15 protein-coding genes are annotated in these 16,090 nt (G+C 67.6%); 7 read left to right on the top strand and 8 right to left on the bottom strand.

All coding sequences use genetic code 11. The features are described 5' to 3' along the window. Entirely contained in the window at positions 1–1,671 is a 1,671-nt protein-coding gene (locus tag AB3G45_RS06525) for an amidohydrolase (protein WP_367829788.1), read from the top strand. A gap of 756 nt (positions 1,672–2,427) precedes the next feature. On the opposite strand, the gene AB3G45_RS06520 is transcribed toward AB3G45_RS06525, so the two are convergent. From AB3G45_RS06520 to speB, 6 genes are all read right to left on the bottom strand, one after another. Further along, on the bottom strand, positions 2,428–3,210 hold the full coding sequence (locus AB3G45_RS06520) for a carbon-nitrogen hydrolase family protein (RefSeq protein ID WP_367829787.1): 783 nt from the start codon (positions 3,208–3,210) through the stop codon (positions 2,428–2,430). Positions 3,211–3,226: 16 nt separating this feature from the next. Next, positions 3,227–4,024, bottom strand: a complete 798-nt coding sequence (locus tag AB3G45_RS06515; protein ID WP_367829786.1) for an ABC transporter permease — start codon at positions 4,022–4,024, stop codon at positions 3,227–3,229. Continuing rightward, positions 4,021–4,875 (bottom strand): ABC transporter permease, encoded by an 855-nt coding sequence (locus tag AB3G45_RS06510; RefSeq protein ID WP_367829785.1) that lies wholly within the window; start codon positions 4,873–4,875, stop codon positions 4,021–4,023. Before AB3G45_RS06510 ends, AB3G45_RS06515 begins: the two co-directional genes overlap by 4 nt. Beyond that, positions 4,872–5,906 (bottom strand): ABC transporter ATP-binding protein, encoded by a 1,035-nt coding sequence (locus AB3G45_RS06505; protein ID WP_367829784.1) that lies wholly within the window; start codon positions 5,904–5,906, stop codon positions 4,872–4,874. The genes AB3G45_RS06510 and AB3G45_RS06505 overlap by 4 nt, the downstream gene beginning before the upstream one ends. A 78-nt stretch (positions 5,907–5,984) precedes the next feature. Then, positions 5,985–7,064 carry a PotD/PotF family extracellular solute-binding protein gene (locus AB3G45_RS06500; protein WP_367829873.1) on the bottom strand — a complete coding sequence of 360 codons (1,080 nt, stop codon included), beginning with the start codon at positions 7,062–7,064 and terminating at the stop codon, positions 5,985–5,987. Positions 7,065–7,134: 70 nt separating this feature from the next. After that, positions 7,135–8,187, bottom strand: coding sequence for an agmatinase (speB, locus tag AB3G45_RS06495; RefSeq protein WP_367829783.1), 1,053 nt, complete (start codon positions 8,185–8,187; stop codon positions 7,135–7,137). Positions 8,188–8,369: 182 nt separating this feature from the next. Here speB and AB3G45_RS06490 point away from each other — a divergent pair, with 182 nt between their 5' ends. From AB3G45_RS06490 to cueR, 5 genes are all read left to right on the top strand, one after another. Beyond that, positions 8,370–9,386, top strand: a complete 1,017-nt coding sequence (locus AB3G45_RS06490) for a LysR substrate-binding domain-containing protein (protein WP_367829782.1) — start codon at positions 8,370–8,372, stop codon at positions 9,384–9,386. A gap of 17 nt (positions 9,387–9,403) precedes the next feature. Then, the gene (locus tag AB3G45_RS06485; protein WP_367829781.1) at positions 9,404–10,573 is read left to right on the top strand and encodes an aminotransferase; all 1,170 of its coding nucleotides are present in this window, start codon (positions 9,404–9,406) and stop codon (positions 10,571–10,573) included. Between the two features lie 87 nt (positions 10,574–10,660). Beyond that, entirely contained in the window at positions 10,661–10,876 is a 216-nt protein-coding gene (locus tag AB3G45_RS06480; RefSeq protein ID WP_367829780.1) for a heavy-metal-associated domain-containing protein, read from the top strand. Between the two features lie 74 nt (positions 10,877–10,950). Continuing rightward, a complete protein-coding gene (locus tag AB3G45_RS06475) occupies positions 10,951–13,437 on the top strand; it encodes a heavy metal translocating P-type ATPase (protein WP_367829779.1) in 2,487 nt (828 codons plus the stop codon). Continuing rightward, complete coding sequence (gene cueR / locus AB3G45_RS06470; protein WP_367829778.1) at positions 13,434–13,844, top strand: Cu(I)-responsive transcriptional regulator; 411 nt, start codon at positions 13,434–13,436, stop codon at positions 13,842–13,844. The genes AB3G45_RS06475 and cueR overlap by 4 nt, the downstream gene beginning before the upstream one ends. Position 13,845: 1 nt before the next feature. On the opposite strand, the gene AB3G45_RS06465 is transcribed toward cueR, so the two are convergent. Next, positions 13,846–14,238, bottom strand: coding sequence for a nuclear transport factor 2 family protein (locus tag AB3G45_RS06465; protein WP_367829777.1), 393 nt, complete (start codon positions 14,236–14,238; stop codon positions 13,846–13,848). 19 nt (positions 14,239–14,257) lie between these two features. Further along, a complete protein-coding gene (locus AB3G45_RS06460; RefSeq protein WP_367829776.1) occupies positions 14,258–14,884 on the bottom strand; it encodes a TetR/AcrR family transcriptional regulator in 627 nt (208 codons plus the stop codon). A gap of 129 nt (positions 14,885–15,013) precedes the next feature. Here AB3G45_RS06460 and AB3G45_RS06455 point away from each other — a divergent pair, with 129 nt between their 5' ends. Next, positions 15,014–16,090 carry a spermidine/putrescine ABC transporter substrate-binding protein gene (locus AB3G45_RS06455; protein ID WP_367829775.1) on the top strand — a complete coding sequence of 359 codons (1,077 nt, stop codon included), beginning with the start codon at positions 15,014–15,016 and terminating at the stop codon, positions 16,088–16,090.

Here is a 16,090-nt window from a genome sequence, read left to right as displayed (position 1 = left end):
ATGCAGAGGGAAGCGAGCTTTGTCATCCGCAACGCGCGGGTGCTGACGATGGATGCGGCGAACCCGCGGGCGAGCGCGGTCGCCATTGCCGGAAACCGCATCCTGGCCGTCGGCTCGGAAGCCGAGATCGACGCCTTCTCCGGGCCCGACACACATGTGATCGACGCGCGCGGCGGCACGGTGCTGCCCGGCTTCAACGAAGCGCATATGCACATCTTCGGCGGCTCGGCCGAACTCAGCGAACTGTCGCTCGCCGGCGTCAAGGGGTTCGACGCGCTGGAGAAGGCCGTGAAGGCTTATGCCGCCGAATACCCGGAGCGCCGGCTCCTCATCGCGCAGCAGGCCGACTACACGATCCTTTCCGACGACGAGCGCATGACGCGCCATCATCTCGACCGCATCCTGCCGGACCGGGCGCTGCTGATCGTCGCCCCCGACCACCACACCGCCTGGGCCAACACGACGGCGCTCACGATGGGCGGCATCCTGGAGGGCCGGGACGTCGGCGTCGGCAACGAGATCGTCATGGGCGAGGACGGCCTTGCGAGCGGGGAACTGCGCGAGAGCAACGCCATCCGCCCGGTTTCCGCCCTCGGCGAGACTGGCGGGCGCGAAATGCTCGGCGTCGGCACCGGCTCCGACCCGGAACATGTGACGGCCGAGGAGCGCGCCGGCGACATCGAGGTCATCAAGCGGGGCCTTGCCTATGTCGCCTCGCTCGGCATCACCTCGCTGCAGAACATGGACGGCAGCCTCTACCAGCTTGAAATGCTGGACGAGATCGAGCGCACGGCGGGCCTGCCGGTGCGCGTGCGCATGCCCTTCCACATGAAGAACTTCATGCCGCTGTCGGACCTTGAGACGAAGGCCGCCGCCTGGCGCGAGCGTTTCAACACGGATCGCCTGCGCTGCGACTTCGTCAAGCTCTTCATGGACGGCGTGACGGAATCGGGCACCGCCGTCTTCGTCGACGACTATGCGCACCAGCCCGGCTGGAAGGGCGAGCCGCTGTTCTCGCAGGACCATTTCGACAGCATCGCCGTCGCCGCCGACAGGCTCGGCCTGCCGGTCGCGGTCCACGCCATCGGCGACGGCGCCGTGCGCATGGTGCTGAACGGCTACGAGGCCGCCATCGAGGCGAACGGCAAGCGCGACAGCCGCAACCGCATCGAGCATATCGAGGTCGTGCATCCCGACGACATTCCGCGCTTTAAGGAACTGGGCACCGTCGCCTCCATGCAGCCGACCCACCCGCCGGGCAGCGCCGGCCTGCCGCTGGAGCCCTACCTCTCCTATATCGGCGAGGACCGCTGGCCCCATGCCTTCGCCTGGCGCACGCTGGTCGATGCGGGGGCCGAGATCGTCTTCGCCACGGACTGGCCGGTCTCGCCGCTCGATCCGATGCACTGCATCCAGTGCGCCATGACGCGGGAGCCGTGGAAGGAGGGCCTGAAGGACGAGCGGCTTTCGCTTGCCGAGACGCTGGCCGCCTATACGAAGAACGGCGCCTGGGTGGAATTCATGGAGGACCGCAAGGGCATGCTGAAGCCCGGCTATCTCGCGGACATCGTCGTGCTTTCGGGCGACGTGGAGGCGGCGGAGCCTGCGGATCTCGCCGGTATCCGGCCCGTCACGACCCTGTGCGACGGACGCATCACCTATCAGGCCTGAACTGCGGCGGGACGCAACGGTACGGCCCACGCGGCGGATTTCCGCCCGTGGCATGTCGAGGAGCATCGGACGGGGCGCTGAAGCTGCCGCATCTGAATATATAAAATATGGCACCTTGCAGCGCCCCGTTCGGCGGTTTTTGCACACGACTTCGGCCTCTCTGCGATGGCGGGGTCCGTGGGAACGGTGGCGCGCCCTTCCGAAGAAAGGGTCGTGCACGCCCTCAGGATTCCACGATGCCGCAGCCACGACCGCCGGTCGGCATCGTCTTCCACTGCGCCATGCGAGCAGGGCCGTAGCCCGCGGACGCCGCATGGTGCAGCCGCCATGTTGTGTGCCACACAGGCACGCCCAGCGACTTCATCAGGGCAAAACGGCGGTCCGGTCCGACACCCCGCCATTTCCCCCGTTTCGCCGGAGGGAGACCATTTTCCGTGCGCCCGGTGCGTGAAGTTTTGCGTCGCCCCTTCACGCCCCGCGCCGACCCCGCCTCGCCGCAACGCCTTGCGGTGTATCCGCGGCGGGATGGGGGATTGTAGGCACGGCTTTGCGGGGCGGGGAAAATGCGGGGGCGTGTTTTTTGGTGGCGAGGGCGCGCCGTGGGGCGTGGGTCCTCGGGTCAAGCCCGAGGATGACGGAGGGGAGGAGAGGTTGCCAGCCCCTTGGCCGGTGCGGCACGCGGGCCCCTCTCTTTGTCTGACGCCCTCTCTTCTTTCGTCATCCCCGGGCTTGACCGGGGAATCCATGCCAGCACCGTCAGCCCTGGCGGCCGAGGTCGAGCAGATAGGTGTTTTCCGCGCGGGATCTTGCGTAGTCCTCGGGGCGGATCTCCGCGAAGAGCAGGGTCTCGCCTTCCGCCGGCGCCTCCGCGAGTAGCTTGCCGTCCGGCGCGGCGATGCGCGACAGGCCGGCATAGGTGAAGCGGTCGTCCGCGCCGCAATGGTTGATATAGGCGACGAAGACCTGGTTCTCGAAGGCGCGCACCTGGATCATGTGGCCCGCGATGAACGTGCCCGACGATCCCTTCGGCAGCGCCGTCGGGACCACGATGAGATCGGCCCCGGCGAGCGCCAGCCGGCGCACGTTCTCCGGAAACTCCACGTCGTAGCAGATCAGCATGCCGAGCCGCACGCCGCCGAGTTCCACCATGACGGAGGCGGGCGCGGCGGGGCGGAAGACGCTGCGCTCGTAATCGCCGTAGAGGTGGGATTTGCGATAGACGGCGTTGGTGCCGATGCCGTCGGTGAAGAGCGCGCTGTTGTAGGTGTGCCCGCCCTCCTGCTCGGCGAAGCCCGCGACGACGGCAAGCCTGTGGTCCCGCGCGATGGCGGCGATCCGCGCGGCGATCTCCCCGGTCGCGGGCGAGGCGAGCCGGCCGAAGGCGGCCTCCCCTGCCCCGTAGCCGGTGACGGCAAGTTCGGGAACGACGAGCAGTTTCGCGCCGCCCGCCGCCGCATCGGCGGCAGCGGCGGCGATGCGCTCGATATTGGCCTCGCCGTCACCGGCGATGGCATGCATCTGGAGGGCCGCGATCCGCATGGTTGCTCCTGGTTGTTTAGTCTCTTGTCGACATCGCCCCGAGCAGCTTCGGCAGGTCGCCGAAGCGCGCCACGAGGCCGAAGATGGTGGCGGCGATGGCGACGAAGAGGATCGTGACCGACGCCATGGTCGGCGTATAGCCGTAGCGCAGGGCGTTGAAGATCTTGATCGGCAGCGTCTCCATCGTGAAGCCGATCGTCATGTAGGCCACGATATACTCGTTGAGCGACAGGACGAAGGCGAAGGCATAGCCGGAGATCAGATAGGGCAGGATCAGCGGCAGGACCACCGTGCGGAAGATCGTGCGATCGTCGGCACCCATCGTGGCGGCCGCTTCCACCAGCGAGCGGTCGATGGAGGAGAAGCCGAGCGACAGCGTCACCAGCGGCAGCGTCACGAAGAAGATCGCATGGCTGATCACCGCGGTCGCCGGCTGGCCGTAGAACCCGGTCGCCGCCCAGAAGGTGAGAAGGCCGAGCGCCGTGATGACCGGCGGCAGCGTGAAGGGCGCGATGCCGAGCAACTGGAAGACGTTCGCCCAGGGCGCGTCGCGCCGCCAGAGGAACCAGGCGAGCGGCAGGGCGATGAGAAGCGCCACCGCCGCCGACAGGGCGGCCAGCGTGACCGAGGCGAAGAGGGCGCTGCGCCATTCGGAATTGGTGAAGATCTCGCCGTACCAGCCGAGCGAAAAACCCTGCGGCGGGAAGGCCAGCGTCTGCTTCTCGTTGACCGAGACGCCGGCGACCACGACGATCGGCAGCGAGAGGAAGAGGCCGACGAGGCCGAAATAGACCTTCTGCAGCAGCGCGTTCATGCGGCTTCTCCCTTGCGGCCGGCATAGACGGTGAGCGCGACGAGACCGAGCGTGACGAGCACGAGGAACACGGCCATGGCGGCGGCGAACGGCATGTTCGACTGGTAGATCGCCTGGTCGGTGATGAGCACCGAGAGCGTCCAGTGCTGCGGCCGGCCGAGGATCTGCGGCAGCAGGTAGGAGCCGAGTGCGAAGATGAAGACCATGATCAGCGTGGCGACGATGGTGTTGCGCAATGCCGGCACGACGACGGTGAAGAAAGCCTTGACCGGCGAGGCGCCGAGCGTGCGCGCGGCCTCCGTCAGGGTCGGGTCGAGCCGCACCAGGGCGGGATAGAGCACCAGCACCGTATAGGGCAGCGCCTGGTAGACCATGGCCGTCAGCACCGCGCCGAAGCTCGGATTGAGCGCCACCGGCTGATCCATGATGCCGAGCATGACGAGAAGGTTGGTGATGCCGGCCGTGCGCGAGAACAGCGTCGACCAGGCAAAGCCGATGATGACTTCCGACAGCGACAGGATGGAGAGCAGCGCCACCAGCCAGAGCACCTGCGTCCTGCGCCTGGCGCGCGAGAGGAGATAGGTGAAGGGCAAGGCGAGCACGACGCAGCATATGGCGACCATTACCGCCAGGAACAGCGAGAAGCCGAGCACCTTGCCGAAGAACAGGCTGAGGAAGCGGGCATAGTTGTCGAAGACGAAATCGGGCGAATAGAAGCCGGCCGGGTCGCGGCGGAAGAAGGAGACGGCGATCATCGTCGCGAAGGGCACGACGAAGAAGACGATCAGCATGCCCGCGGGAAAGAACAGCGGGCCGTAGTCGGAAAGTTTCTGCGGCGCCTCGCGTCTCATGACTTCAGCACCACGCAATCGTCCGGGTTGAGCTGGAGGCCGACGGTCTGGCCGACGGAAACGTCCGGCCGGGCGTTCGGCATGGAGACGGCGACGACCTGCTTGCCGGCGGCTTCCACGAAGGTCTCGATCGTGCCGCCGAGATCGCGCACGAAGGTGACGGTGCCCGAGATCGGCGCATTGCCGGGCGCGGTGATGTGCACGGCTTCCGGGCGCACCGACAGGATGCCGGACTTCAGGCCCGCCGGGATGGCAAGGCCGGGGACCGAGGCGCCGAGCACGCTGGCGCCGGCGCCGTCCGCGGAAAAATCGATGAGGTTCGTCATGCCGATGAAATCGGCGACGAAGGTATCGGCCGGGCGGCGGTAGATCTCCACCGGCGGGGCGGCCTGGCGGATCTCGCCGCCGTTCATCACCACGACCGTGTCGGCCATGGTCATGGCATCGCGCTGGTCGTGGGTGACGACGATGGTGGTGATGCCGAGGCGCTGCTGGAGCTGGCGCAATTCCACCTGCATGGCCTCGCGCAGCTTGGCGTCCAGCGCGGAGAGCGGCTCGTCGAGCAGGAAGAGTTTCGGCGAGATGGCGAGCGCGCGGGCGATGGCGACGCGCTGGCGCTGGCCGCCGGAGAGCTTTGCGACCGGCCGGTCGGCATAGCCTGGAAGGTGGATCATCGCGAGCAGCTCGTCGACGCGCTTCTTCTGTTCCTCCTTGCCGGCGCCGCGGATGCGCAGCGAATAGGCGATGTTCTCGCCGACCGAAAGGTGCGGGAAGAGCGCCAGCGACTGGAAGACCATGCCGAGGTCGCGCTTGTGGGTGGGAACGTGGGTGATGTCCTGGCCGTCGAGCGTGATCGCGCCGCTGGTGGGAAGGTCGAGGCCGGCGACCATGCGCATCAAGGTCGTCTTGCCGCAGCCGGACGGGCCGAGGAGGCAGACGAAGGTGCCGTGCGGCACGGAGAGCGCGACATTCCTGACGGCGGTGAAGGTGCCGAACTGCTTGACGATATTCTGGAGGGTCAATCCGGACATTGGGGCTCCGCTCGGCTTACGGTTTGGGACCGGCCGGCCGATCTCTCGGCCGGCCGGCTGGATTCTGGACGGCGCGGCTCAGCCGGCGATCATTTCCGTCCACTTCTGGTTCAGCCAGTCGGCCTTGGACGTGTAGAGGTCGTAGCGCGGGATGATCGGCTCGATGTCCGAGGAGACCGCGGAAAATTCCTCGGCCGTCAGGTCGAGAAGGTCGCGCTTGACGGTCGGGGCGGTGCCGACCTTGCGCGACAGCAGCGACTGGATCTGCGGCTGGCACATGTAGTTGATGAAGGTGTGGGCTTCCTCGACCTTTTCCGAGGCGCGCGACAACGCCCAGCAGCCGGAATCCATGATGCCGCCTTCCTGCGGGAAGGTGGAGCGGACCGGCTGGCCGTCGGCGGCGGCAAGGCCCGTCACGTCGTGGTAGTACTGGCCCATCGGGATTTCGCCCGACTTCAGCGACTGCTCGAACTGCGCCTCGTCGCGATACCACAGGCGCACGTTCGGCTTGACCTCGGCGAGCTTCTCGAAGGCCTTGACGAGGCCTTCCTCGGTGTCGAGCGCGTTGGTGCCGCCGAAATGGGTCTTGGCCGTCACTTCGAGGAGGAACGAGTTCGACACGAGGGCGAGCAGGCCGAGCTTGTCGGCGTTCGCCGGATCCCACAGGGCGTTCCAGGAGGTCGGCGCTTCCTTGTAGACGTCCGTGTTGGTGACGAGCGTGATGTACCAGGCGACGGCACCGATGCCGGCGACGCGGCCGTCGGGATACTTGTTGACGAAATGGTCGATGAGGTTCGTCGCATTCGGGATCTTGGCCGTATCGAGGGTCGCCCACAGCTCGGTCGACTGGCCCTTCAGCATGGCGACCTGCGACATCATCGAGACGTCGGCCGGCGCCTGGCCGGCCTTGGCGGCCTGTTCGAGCTGGACGAGCCAGGCTTCGCCGGTCGGCTCGGCGACCGATTCGATGGCGATGCCCGTCTCCTTGGTGAAATCGGCAAAGATGTTCTTGTCGAACGAATCCTTGAAGTAGCCGCCGTAGACGCCGACCTTCAGCGACTTGTCCTGGGCGCGCAGCACGGCCGGCATGGCCAGAAGCGAGGCGCCGGCAACGCCGGCCCCCAACACCGCGCGGCGGCTGACATTGGTCTTGAGGATGTCACGCATCGTCATTTCTCCTGTTGGACCGGCCGATGGGCCGGTGCGTTCCCTTTGTTGCTATTCTATGTCAGGCGGTCCGGGCCACGGAAGGGCTGAAGACCATAAGGCTGAGAATTTCGAACAGAACCTGCGCGCCCGCATGGGCGGTGTTGGTCGTCGCGTCGTATTGCGGGGCGACTTCGACCACGTCGCCGCCGACGAGGTTGACGCCCTTGAGGCCGCGGATCAGCTCCAGCACCTCGCGGCTCGTCAGGCCGCCGATCTCCGGCGTGCCGGTGCCCGGCGCGAAGCTCGGGTCGAGGCTGTCGATGTCGAAGGACAGATAGGTCGGCCCGTCGCCGACGATCGCCTTCGCCTTCTCGATGATGGCCGGGATGCCGAGGCCGCTCACCTCTTCGGCATGGATGACGGTCATGCCGGATTCGTAGGAGAACTCCCAGAGATATTCCGACGAGCCGCGGATGCCGATCTGGATCGTGCGGGCCGGGTCGAGCACGCCGTCGAGCACGGCGTTGCGGAACGGGCCGCCATGGTGGAACTTCGTCTGGTCGAAGGAACCGCCCGTATCGCAATGGGCATCGATATGGATCATGCCGACCGGCTGCTTTTTGCCGAGGGCCTTCATGATCGGATGGGTGATCGAATGGTCGCCGCCGACGGCGAGCGGGATCACGCCGGCATCGACGATCTGGTTGAAGCGCTTCTCGATGTCGTCATGGCTGAGTTCCAGGCGGTAGCGGCTCTGGAAGGGCACGTCGCCGATATCGGCCACGCGCAGTTCCTGCACCGGGGCGCAGTCGAGGACGTGGTTGTAGGGGCCGATGCGCTCGATGGTGCGCATGGCGCGCGGCCCGAAGCGCGAGCCCGGGCGGTTGGTGACGCCGAGATCCATCGGCACGCCGGTGATGGCGACCTGGAGATTGCCGAAATCGGGGTTCTCCGCGTCGACCGGCATGTAGGGCGCGGACAGGAAGGTCGGCACGCCGGCATAGGGCGCAAGGCGCGAGCCGCTTTTGGTGAAGATCTTGTCGGCGACCTTGCGGAAGGCGGGGTCGAACAGCTCGCCGCCGTGGCTCGCGCCGTATTTCGCCTTGAGTTCGTCGAGTTTGCTGTCGGCCATGATCCTACCTCACCTTTCGGAAATGCGGGCAGACCGGGGGCCGGAGCAGACGCGAGCCAAGTGACGTTCCCCCGGGGCTTTGCCCTCGTTGCCGACAGTATCGTAACAAAACGGCTGGAAAAGCAATTGACATTGTTGTAGCGGTTTGCGTGAGAAAAACTCACATAAGCCGGAACCGCCCCATGGCCGCGCGCCTGCCGCCGCTCAACCCCCTTCGCGCCTTCGAGGCGACCGCCCGCCGCGGCGCGGTCTCGGCTGCCGCGCGGGAACTGAACGTGACGCATGGCGCGGTCAGCCACCAGATCCGCGCGCTGGAGGTTTCGCTCGGCACCGCGCTTTTCGAGCGCGGCGGCAAGCGGCTGAAGCTGACGCCGCAGGGCGCGCTGCTGCTGCCGGCCGTCACCAACGCCTTCGGCGAGATCGCGGCGGCAACCGCGCTGATGAAGCAGCCGGAGACGCGCGGCGACCTCACCGTCACCTGCGTGCCCGCCCTCCTCTCGCTCTGGCTCATCCCGCGGCTCAACACCTTCACCGACCAGTTTCCCGGCGTGCGCGTCACGCTGATCGCCTCCAACGATCCGGACAACCTGCGCTCGCTCGACACGGATGTCAGCGTGCTCTACGGCGACGGCAACTGGCCGGACTGCTGGACGCGGCTGTGGTCCAACCTCCGGCTCTTTCCGGTCGCCAGCCCCAGCCTGCTCAACAGCCGGCCGCTGCGCTCGGTGCGCGACCTTGCCGACCACACGCTGTTTCACGGCGACGACGGGCGCGAGTGGAACACCTGGCTGGCGGCGGCCGATGCGATCGACATGGCGCGCGGGCGACAGCACTTCATGAGCGACGCCCGGCTTTCCACCGAGGCGGCCCTGCACGGCCAGGGCGTGGCGCTCGGCGACACGATCACCGCCAGTCATCTCATCGCCCGCGGCGAGCTCGTCGTGCCCTTCGACCTGACGGTGCCGGCCAACGACGCCTTCTATGTCGCCTGCCGGCAATCGGTGCGCCAGGCGCCGATCGTCAAGGTGTTCATCGACTGGCTCTTCGCCTCGCTGGAGGAGAGCCTGCCCGAGCCGCAGGCCTCCGCCCGCCTGGTCCTGCGCGGGCGCGGCGGCCGGGCCGCGGAGAGCCACCACCCGACCGCCGTCCCGGCCAAGCGCCGGCCTTCCTCCACCCCCCAGCGCAAGACCCGCGCCTGACCGCCACGGAAAAGACCATGCCCCGCTTCAACCCGCTCGTCGAAACCCTCGCGCCCCCGCCGATCCCCTCGGTCTTCGCCTGGGGCAAGGCCTATGACGGCCGCAGCGGCCCGATGATCGACCTGTCGCAGGCCGTGCCCGGCTATCCGCCGCATCCCGACATGCTGCGCCTGCTCGGCGAATACGCCGCCTCGCGCGCCTATACCGGCTACGGGCCGATCGAGGGCGAGGACAGCCTGCGCACGGCCTATGCGCTGCATGTGGCCGAGACCTACGGCGCGGCGATCACCGCCGGCAACATCCATGTCACGTCCGGCTGCAACCAGGCCTTCATCTGCGCCGCCATGGCGGTGGCCGGGGCCGGCGATGCCGTGCTGATGACCGATCCCTATTATTTCAACCAGGAAACGACGCTCGCCATGCTGGGCATCAGGACCCGGTTCGCCGCCTGCGACCCCGCCGACGGGTTCCTGCCCGACGTGGAGGCGCTGGCCGCCGCGATCACGCCCGACGTGCGCGCCGTCGCGCTCGTCTCGCCGAACAATCCGACCGGGGCCGTCTACCCGCCCGCCCTCCTGGCGCAGATCTACGACCTGTGCGCGGCGCGCGGCATCTGGCTCATCCTCGACGAGACCTATCGCGACTTCCTGCCCCTGGGCGCGGGCCGGCCGCACGACCTCTTCGGCCGGCCGGGCTGGGAGGACACGCTGATCGGTCTCTACAGCTTCTCGAAATCCTTCTGCATTCCCGGCCATCGCCTCGGCGCGATCACGGCGGGTGCCGGCGTGGTCGAGCAGGTGGCGAAGATCCTCGACAACCTGCAGATCTGCCCGCCCCGCTCGGCGCAGGCCGCCGTCGCCACGGCATTGCCGCTGCTTGCCGACTGGCGCGAGGAGAACCGCCGGGAGATCGCGCGCCGGGTGGAGGGACTGCTGTCCACGATGGCCGGGGTCCCGGCCTGGCGCGTCGGCGCGGTCGGCGCCTATTTCGCCTTCATCGGCCATCCCTTCGGCGCGGCGCCTTCCGCCCGCGTGGCGGAGAAGCTTGCCCGGGAGGCCGGCATCCTCTGCCTGCCCGGCAGCTATTTCGGCGCGCAGGACGGATATCTCCGCTTCGCCTTCGCCAATGCGGATGTGCCGACGATCGCCCTGCTCAAGGACCGTCTGGCGCGGTTCGCGCTGGATTGAGGCGCGGCCCGCTCTTTTCCCTCGACTGCGGCTTGACCTTGCCATGTGGGAACGTCCCAGCATGGCAGGGCAAATCAGGAGACCCCCATGCGTGACACCGCCCCCCTCGCCTTCACCGTTTCGGACATGACCTGCGGCCATTGCGCCCGGACGATCACCGGCGCCGTGCTTTCCGCCTATCCCGCCGCCAGGGTCGAGATCGACCTCGACGCGAAGCGCGTCACGGTGGTCAATGCCGGCGACCGCGCCGCCGTCGCCTCCCTCATCGAAGCGGAAGGCTATTTTCCGGTCGATGTCGCCTGAACGTCAAAAAGTCGCTTGACCTTGACATGATGGGAAGGTGCACGATCTATCCGAAACAGGATGAAAGGTGCACCATGCTCACCACGCCGAAGCCGGCAGACCGGCAGACGATCAAGCTTTCCATCTCGGACATGACCTGTGCGTCCTGCGTGCGCCGGGTCGAAAACGCCATCGGCAAGGTGCCCGGCGTATCGGGCGCCGCCGTCAACCTGGCGACGGAAAGGGCCGACGTGACCTTTTCCGGCGCGCCGGATGCGGCCGCGGTGGCCGAGGCGGTGCGCAAGGCGGGATACGGCGTTTCGCAAGAGGTGCTGGAATTCCCCGTCGAGGGCATGACCTGCGCCTCCTGCATCGGCCGCGTGGAAAAAGCGCTGAAGGCCGTGCCAGGCGTCGTCGAGGCGACGGCGAACCTTGCGCAGGAGCGCGTCCGCGTGCGGTTCCTCAAGGGAGCGGCGGCTTTTGAGGATTTTGCCGCCGCCATCGACCGCGCGGGCTACAAGGCGATACGCGAGACGGCCGAAACGCCCGCAGAGGAAGACCGCCGGGCCGCCGAGGCGAAAACCCTGCGGCGCGACCTTGCGATCGCCGCCGTGCTGACGGCGCCGCTCTTCGTGATGGAGATGGGCGCGCATGCCGTTCCCGCCTTCGGCCATTATATCCATGAGACGCTCGGCATGCAGACGAGCCGCGTCATCCAGTTCGTGCTGGCGACGCTGGTGCTTGCAGGGCCGGGCCTGCGCTTCTTCCGCAAGGGCATTCCGAGCCTGCTGCGGCTGGCGCCGGACATGAATTCGCTCGTCGTCATCGGCACGTTTGCCGCCTGGAGCTTTTCCACCGTGGCGACCTTCGCCCCCGGCCTCCTGCCGGGCGGCACGGCCAATGTCTATTTCGAGGCCGCCGCCGTCATCGTGACGCTCATCCTCGCCGGCCGCTATCTGGAAGCGCGGGCCAAGGGGCGCACGGGCGAGGCGATCCGGCACCTTGCCGGGCTGCGCGCCACGTCGGCGCGCGTGCTGCGCGACGGCCGGGCCGAGGACGTGCCGCTGGAGGCTGTCGTTCCCGGCGACATCGTGCTGGTGCGGCCGGGCGAGAAGGTGCCGGTCGACGGCGAGGTGACGGAAGGGCTGTCCTATGTCGACGAATCCATGATCACCGGCGAGCCGATGCCCGTCGCCCGCACGACCGGCGACACGGTGACCGGCGGCACGGTCAACACGACCGGCTCCCTGACCTTCCGCGCCACCCGCGTGGGCGCCGACACGGCGCTCTCGCAGATCATCCGCATGGTCGAGGACGCGCAGGCGGCAAAGCTGCCGATCCAGGCGCTGGTCGACCGCGTGACGCAATGGTTCGTGCCGGCCGTCATCGCCGTCGCGCTTCTCACCTTCGGCCTCTGGCTCGCCTTCGGGCCGAGCCCCGTCCTCGCCCATGCGCTGGTCAATGCCGTCGCGGTGCTGATCATCGCCTGCCCCTGCGCCATGGGGCTCGCCACGCCCACCTCCATCATCACCGGCACGGGGCGTGCGGCCGAACTCGGCGTGCTCTTTCGCCAGGGCACGGCCTTGCAGACGCTGGAAGGCACCGACATCGTCGCCGTCGACAAGACCGGCACGCTGACGCTCGGCCGTCCGACGCTGACGGAGATCGTGCCGGCGGACGGCTTTGCCCGCGACGAGGTGCTGGCGCTGGTCGCGGCCGCGCAGGTGCATTCGGAACATCCCATCGCCGTGGCTATCCTCGAAGGGGCGAAGGCCGAGGGCATCGAGCCTGCGGCGGCGAGCGGCTTTGCCGCGGTTTCCGGCCAGGGCATCGAGGCGACGGTTTCCGGCCGCAAGGTGGCGGCGGGCTCCGCCGGCTTCATGCGTTCGCTCGGGCTCGACGTCGCGCCGTTCTCCGCCCCTGCGGACCGGCTGGCCGGCGACGGCGCCTCGCCGCTCTATGCCGCCATCGACGGCAGGCTGGCCGCCCTCTTCGCCGTCACCGACCCGGTCAAGCCGACGACGAAGGCGGCGATCGCCGCGCTGAAGCGGCTCGGCATCGAGGTGGCGATGATCACCGGCGACAACCGCCGCACCGCCGAGGCCGTGGCGGAAAAGCTCGGCATCGACCGGGTGATGGCCGAGGTGCTGCCGGACGGCAAGGTGGCGGCCGTGCGCGCGCTTTCGGCCGGCGGCAGGAAGGTCGCCTTCGTCGGCGACGGCATCAACGACGCGCCGGCGCTTGCCGCGGCCGATACGGGCATCGCGATCGGCACGGGCACGGATATCGCCATCGAAAGCGCCGACGTGGTGCTGATGGCCGGCGACATGCGCGGGGTAGCGGCGGGCATCGCGATCTCGCGGGCGACGATGCGCAACATCCGCCAGAACCTGTTCTGGGCCTTCGGCTACAATGTCGCGCTCGTTCCGGTCGCCGCGGGCCTGCTCTACCCGGCCTTCGGCATCCAGCTTTCGCCGGCGCTCGCCGCCGGCGCCATGGCGCTTTCCAGCGTGTTCGTCGTCTCGAACGCGCTGCGGCTGAAGCGTTTCCGTCCCGCGTCCGGCAAGGGAGAGAGCGCATGAACATCGGCGAAGCGGCGGTGGCGACGGGCGTCACCGCCAAGATGATAAGGCACTACGAGCAGATCGGCCTCATCCGCGCGGCCGGCCGCACGGGCGCGGGCTACCGCGTCTACGGGCCGAAGGACCTCTCGACGCTCTCCTTCATCCGCCGGGCGCGCGACCTCGGCTTCTCCATCGCCCAGATCCGCGACCTGCTGGCGCTCTGGCAGGACCGCGCCCGCGCCTCCGGCGACGTCAAGCGCATCGCCGGCGAGCATGTCGCGGAGATGAAGGAGAAGATGCGCCTGCTGCAGGAGATGGTGCGCACGCTGGAGCACCTTTCCGCCCATTGCCACGGCGACGACCGGCCGGACTGCCCCATCCTCGATCAGCTCGCCACCGGCAAGGCGGGGGAGGACTGCTGCTGATTCAGGCCGCCGGCGACAGGTGCTCGTGGACCGCGAGCCAGCGGCCGGCGGAATCGCGAGAGAAGACGATGGTCTCGCGCTCGTTGTTCGTCACCCTCTCGCCGCCGACGGAAAGGTCGGTCTCCACCGCATGCGTGAAGATCGCCACCTCGCCGAGAAGCTGCACGTTGCGGTCCGTCGAGCGGCAGGCGAGCACGCGAAAGCCGTCGCGCTCCTCCCAGAGCGCCCATTCCGCCTCATAGGCGGCGCGGCCATCGAGGCGGCGGTCGAGATTGTAGAAGAGGAAGCTCGCCTCCTCGGCGAAGGCGGCGAAATAGGCCGCGCGGTCGTGCCGCGCGAAGGCGGCGACCAGCGTTTCGGCGGCGGCGAGGACGGCGGATTGCGGTTCGGTCATGCGGGAGGCTTCCTGTCGCTCAGACGATCTTGATGCTGCTGATGAGGGCGGCGATGGGCTCGTGCTGGGCGTTGACGCGCGCCTTCAGCTCCTCCAGCGGCATGGCGTCCACCTTGCAGAACTCGATGAACATCATGTTGAGATTGTTGAAGAAAAGCTCGCCCATCGCCCTGGCGTCGACGCCGGCCTGGACGACGCCGCGCGCCTGCAGCGTCTCGACGAGGCGGATGACCTGCGCGCAGAGCTGGCCGTCGAGCTCGGTATAGCGCCTTGAGAGCGGCGTGTCCGGCTGCTGGATGGAGATCGCCATGGCGGTGCGCCACATCTCCTTGGAGAGATAGTAGAGCGAGTGGTCGTAATACTGGCCGATCAGCGTGCGCAGGGCTTCCGCCACGTTCAGCGGCGGGTTGGCGACGATGCGCGCCCCGCCCTCCAGCACCTCCGTCACCTCCATGGCGACGGTGGCGACGAGGATGTCGCCCTTGTTCTGGTAGTAGTTGTAGAGCGTGCCGACGGAGACCTCCGCCATCTCGGCGATGTCCTCGATGCGGCCGCTGTCATAGCCCTCGCGGCGGAACAGCGTGGTGGCAGCTTCAAGAATGCGGCGTGTTCTGTCCGCCTTCTGTTTCGCGCGCAATCCGGCCATGGAACCTCCGTTGGAATCTCCTCAAAAATGAGATTGACTTAAAAAATGAACTCGTTCAATCTTTTTCTCAAGGCACCGCAAATGAGTGTCATCCGCCAGGCCGAAAGCCTGCAGCCAGAGGGAAAGACGATGAAGACAACCGTTTCGGGCGGGCTCGTCCGCCGCATGCTCCTTGCCACCGCTGCCGCCGCCGCGCTGTCGCCAGCCGGCGCCCTGGCGCAGGACGAGCTCAACGCGCTCGTCTGGTGCGACCATACCGATCCCGCGCTGGTCGAGCCCTTCGAGAAGGCCAACAACGTCAAGGTCAACCTCAAGGAATACGAGGGCACGGGCGCGGCGATCTCCATCATCGAGCAGTCCCGCCCGGGCGACTGGGACGTGCTGGTCATCGACGCCGTCGACGTGCCGCGCGCCATCGACATGGAAATCCTCGGCGAGATGCCGGCCGATCAGCTGCCGCTCGGCGATCTCTTCCCGGAAGTGCGCATGGCGGAGACGACCACGAAGGACGGCAAGGTCTACGCCGTCACCGAAAAATTCGGCTACAACACGATCTCCTACGACAAGACGAAGGTCGATCCGGCCGACATGGAGGACCTTTCGGTCATCTGGTCGGACAAGTACAAGGGCCGCATCGCGCTCTACGACTACTACCTGCCGATGGTCGGCCTTACCGGCGTCGGCATCGGCAAGAAGACGGCGGAGCTGACGCAGGACGACCTGCCGGCGATCAGGGAAAAGCTCTTCGAGATGAAGAAGGTCGCCCGCCAGGTGAGCGACGTCGTCGCCTCGCAGACGGCGCTGGCGACCGGCGAGGTGGATATCGTCGTCGGTGGCGGCGAATGGCTGACGGCCGGCCTTTCGGCGGAAAAGCCGAACCTCGACTGGACGATCCCGAAGCAGGGCGCGCTGCGCTGGGCGCAGTCGATCGGCGTCTTCAAGGATTCCGAGAAGCAGGACCTGGCGCTGAAATTCGTGCAGTATATCGTCAGCCCCGAGGGGCAGGCGCGGCTTGCCACCTCCTCCTGCTACTGGGCGATGCCGGCGAACGCCAAGGCGGGCGAACATTTGAGCGACCAGCAGAAGACGGCGCTGCGCTGGGACAGGCAGGCGGACTACCTGAAGAATTCGCAGCTCTACCCGGTGGCCGACGCCGACATGGATGCGGCGATGCAGGACGTCTGGACGGAGATGCTGCAGCAGTAA

The sequence above is a fragment of the Shinella sp. S4-D37 genome (assembly GCF_040812195.1).
Classification (GTDB): Bacteria; Pseudomonadota; Alphaproteobacteria; order Rhizobiales; family Rhizobiaceae; genus Shinella.
The sequence above is the reverse complement of the archived record's forward strand: the minus strand, read 5'-3'. Positions and strand labels throughout refer to the sequence as shown.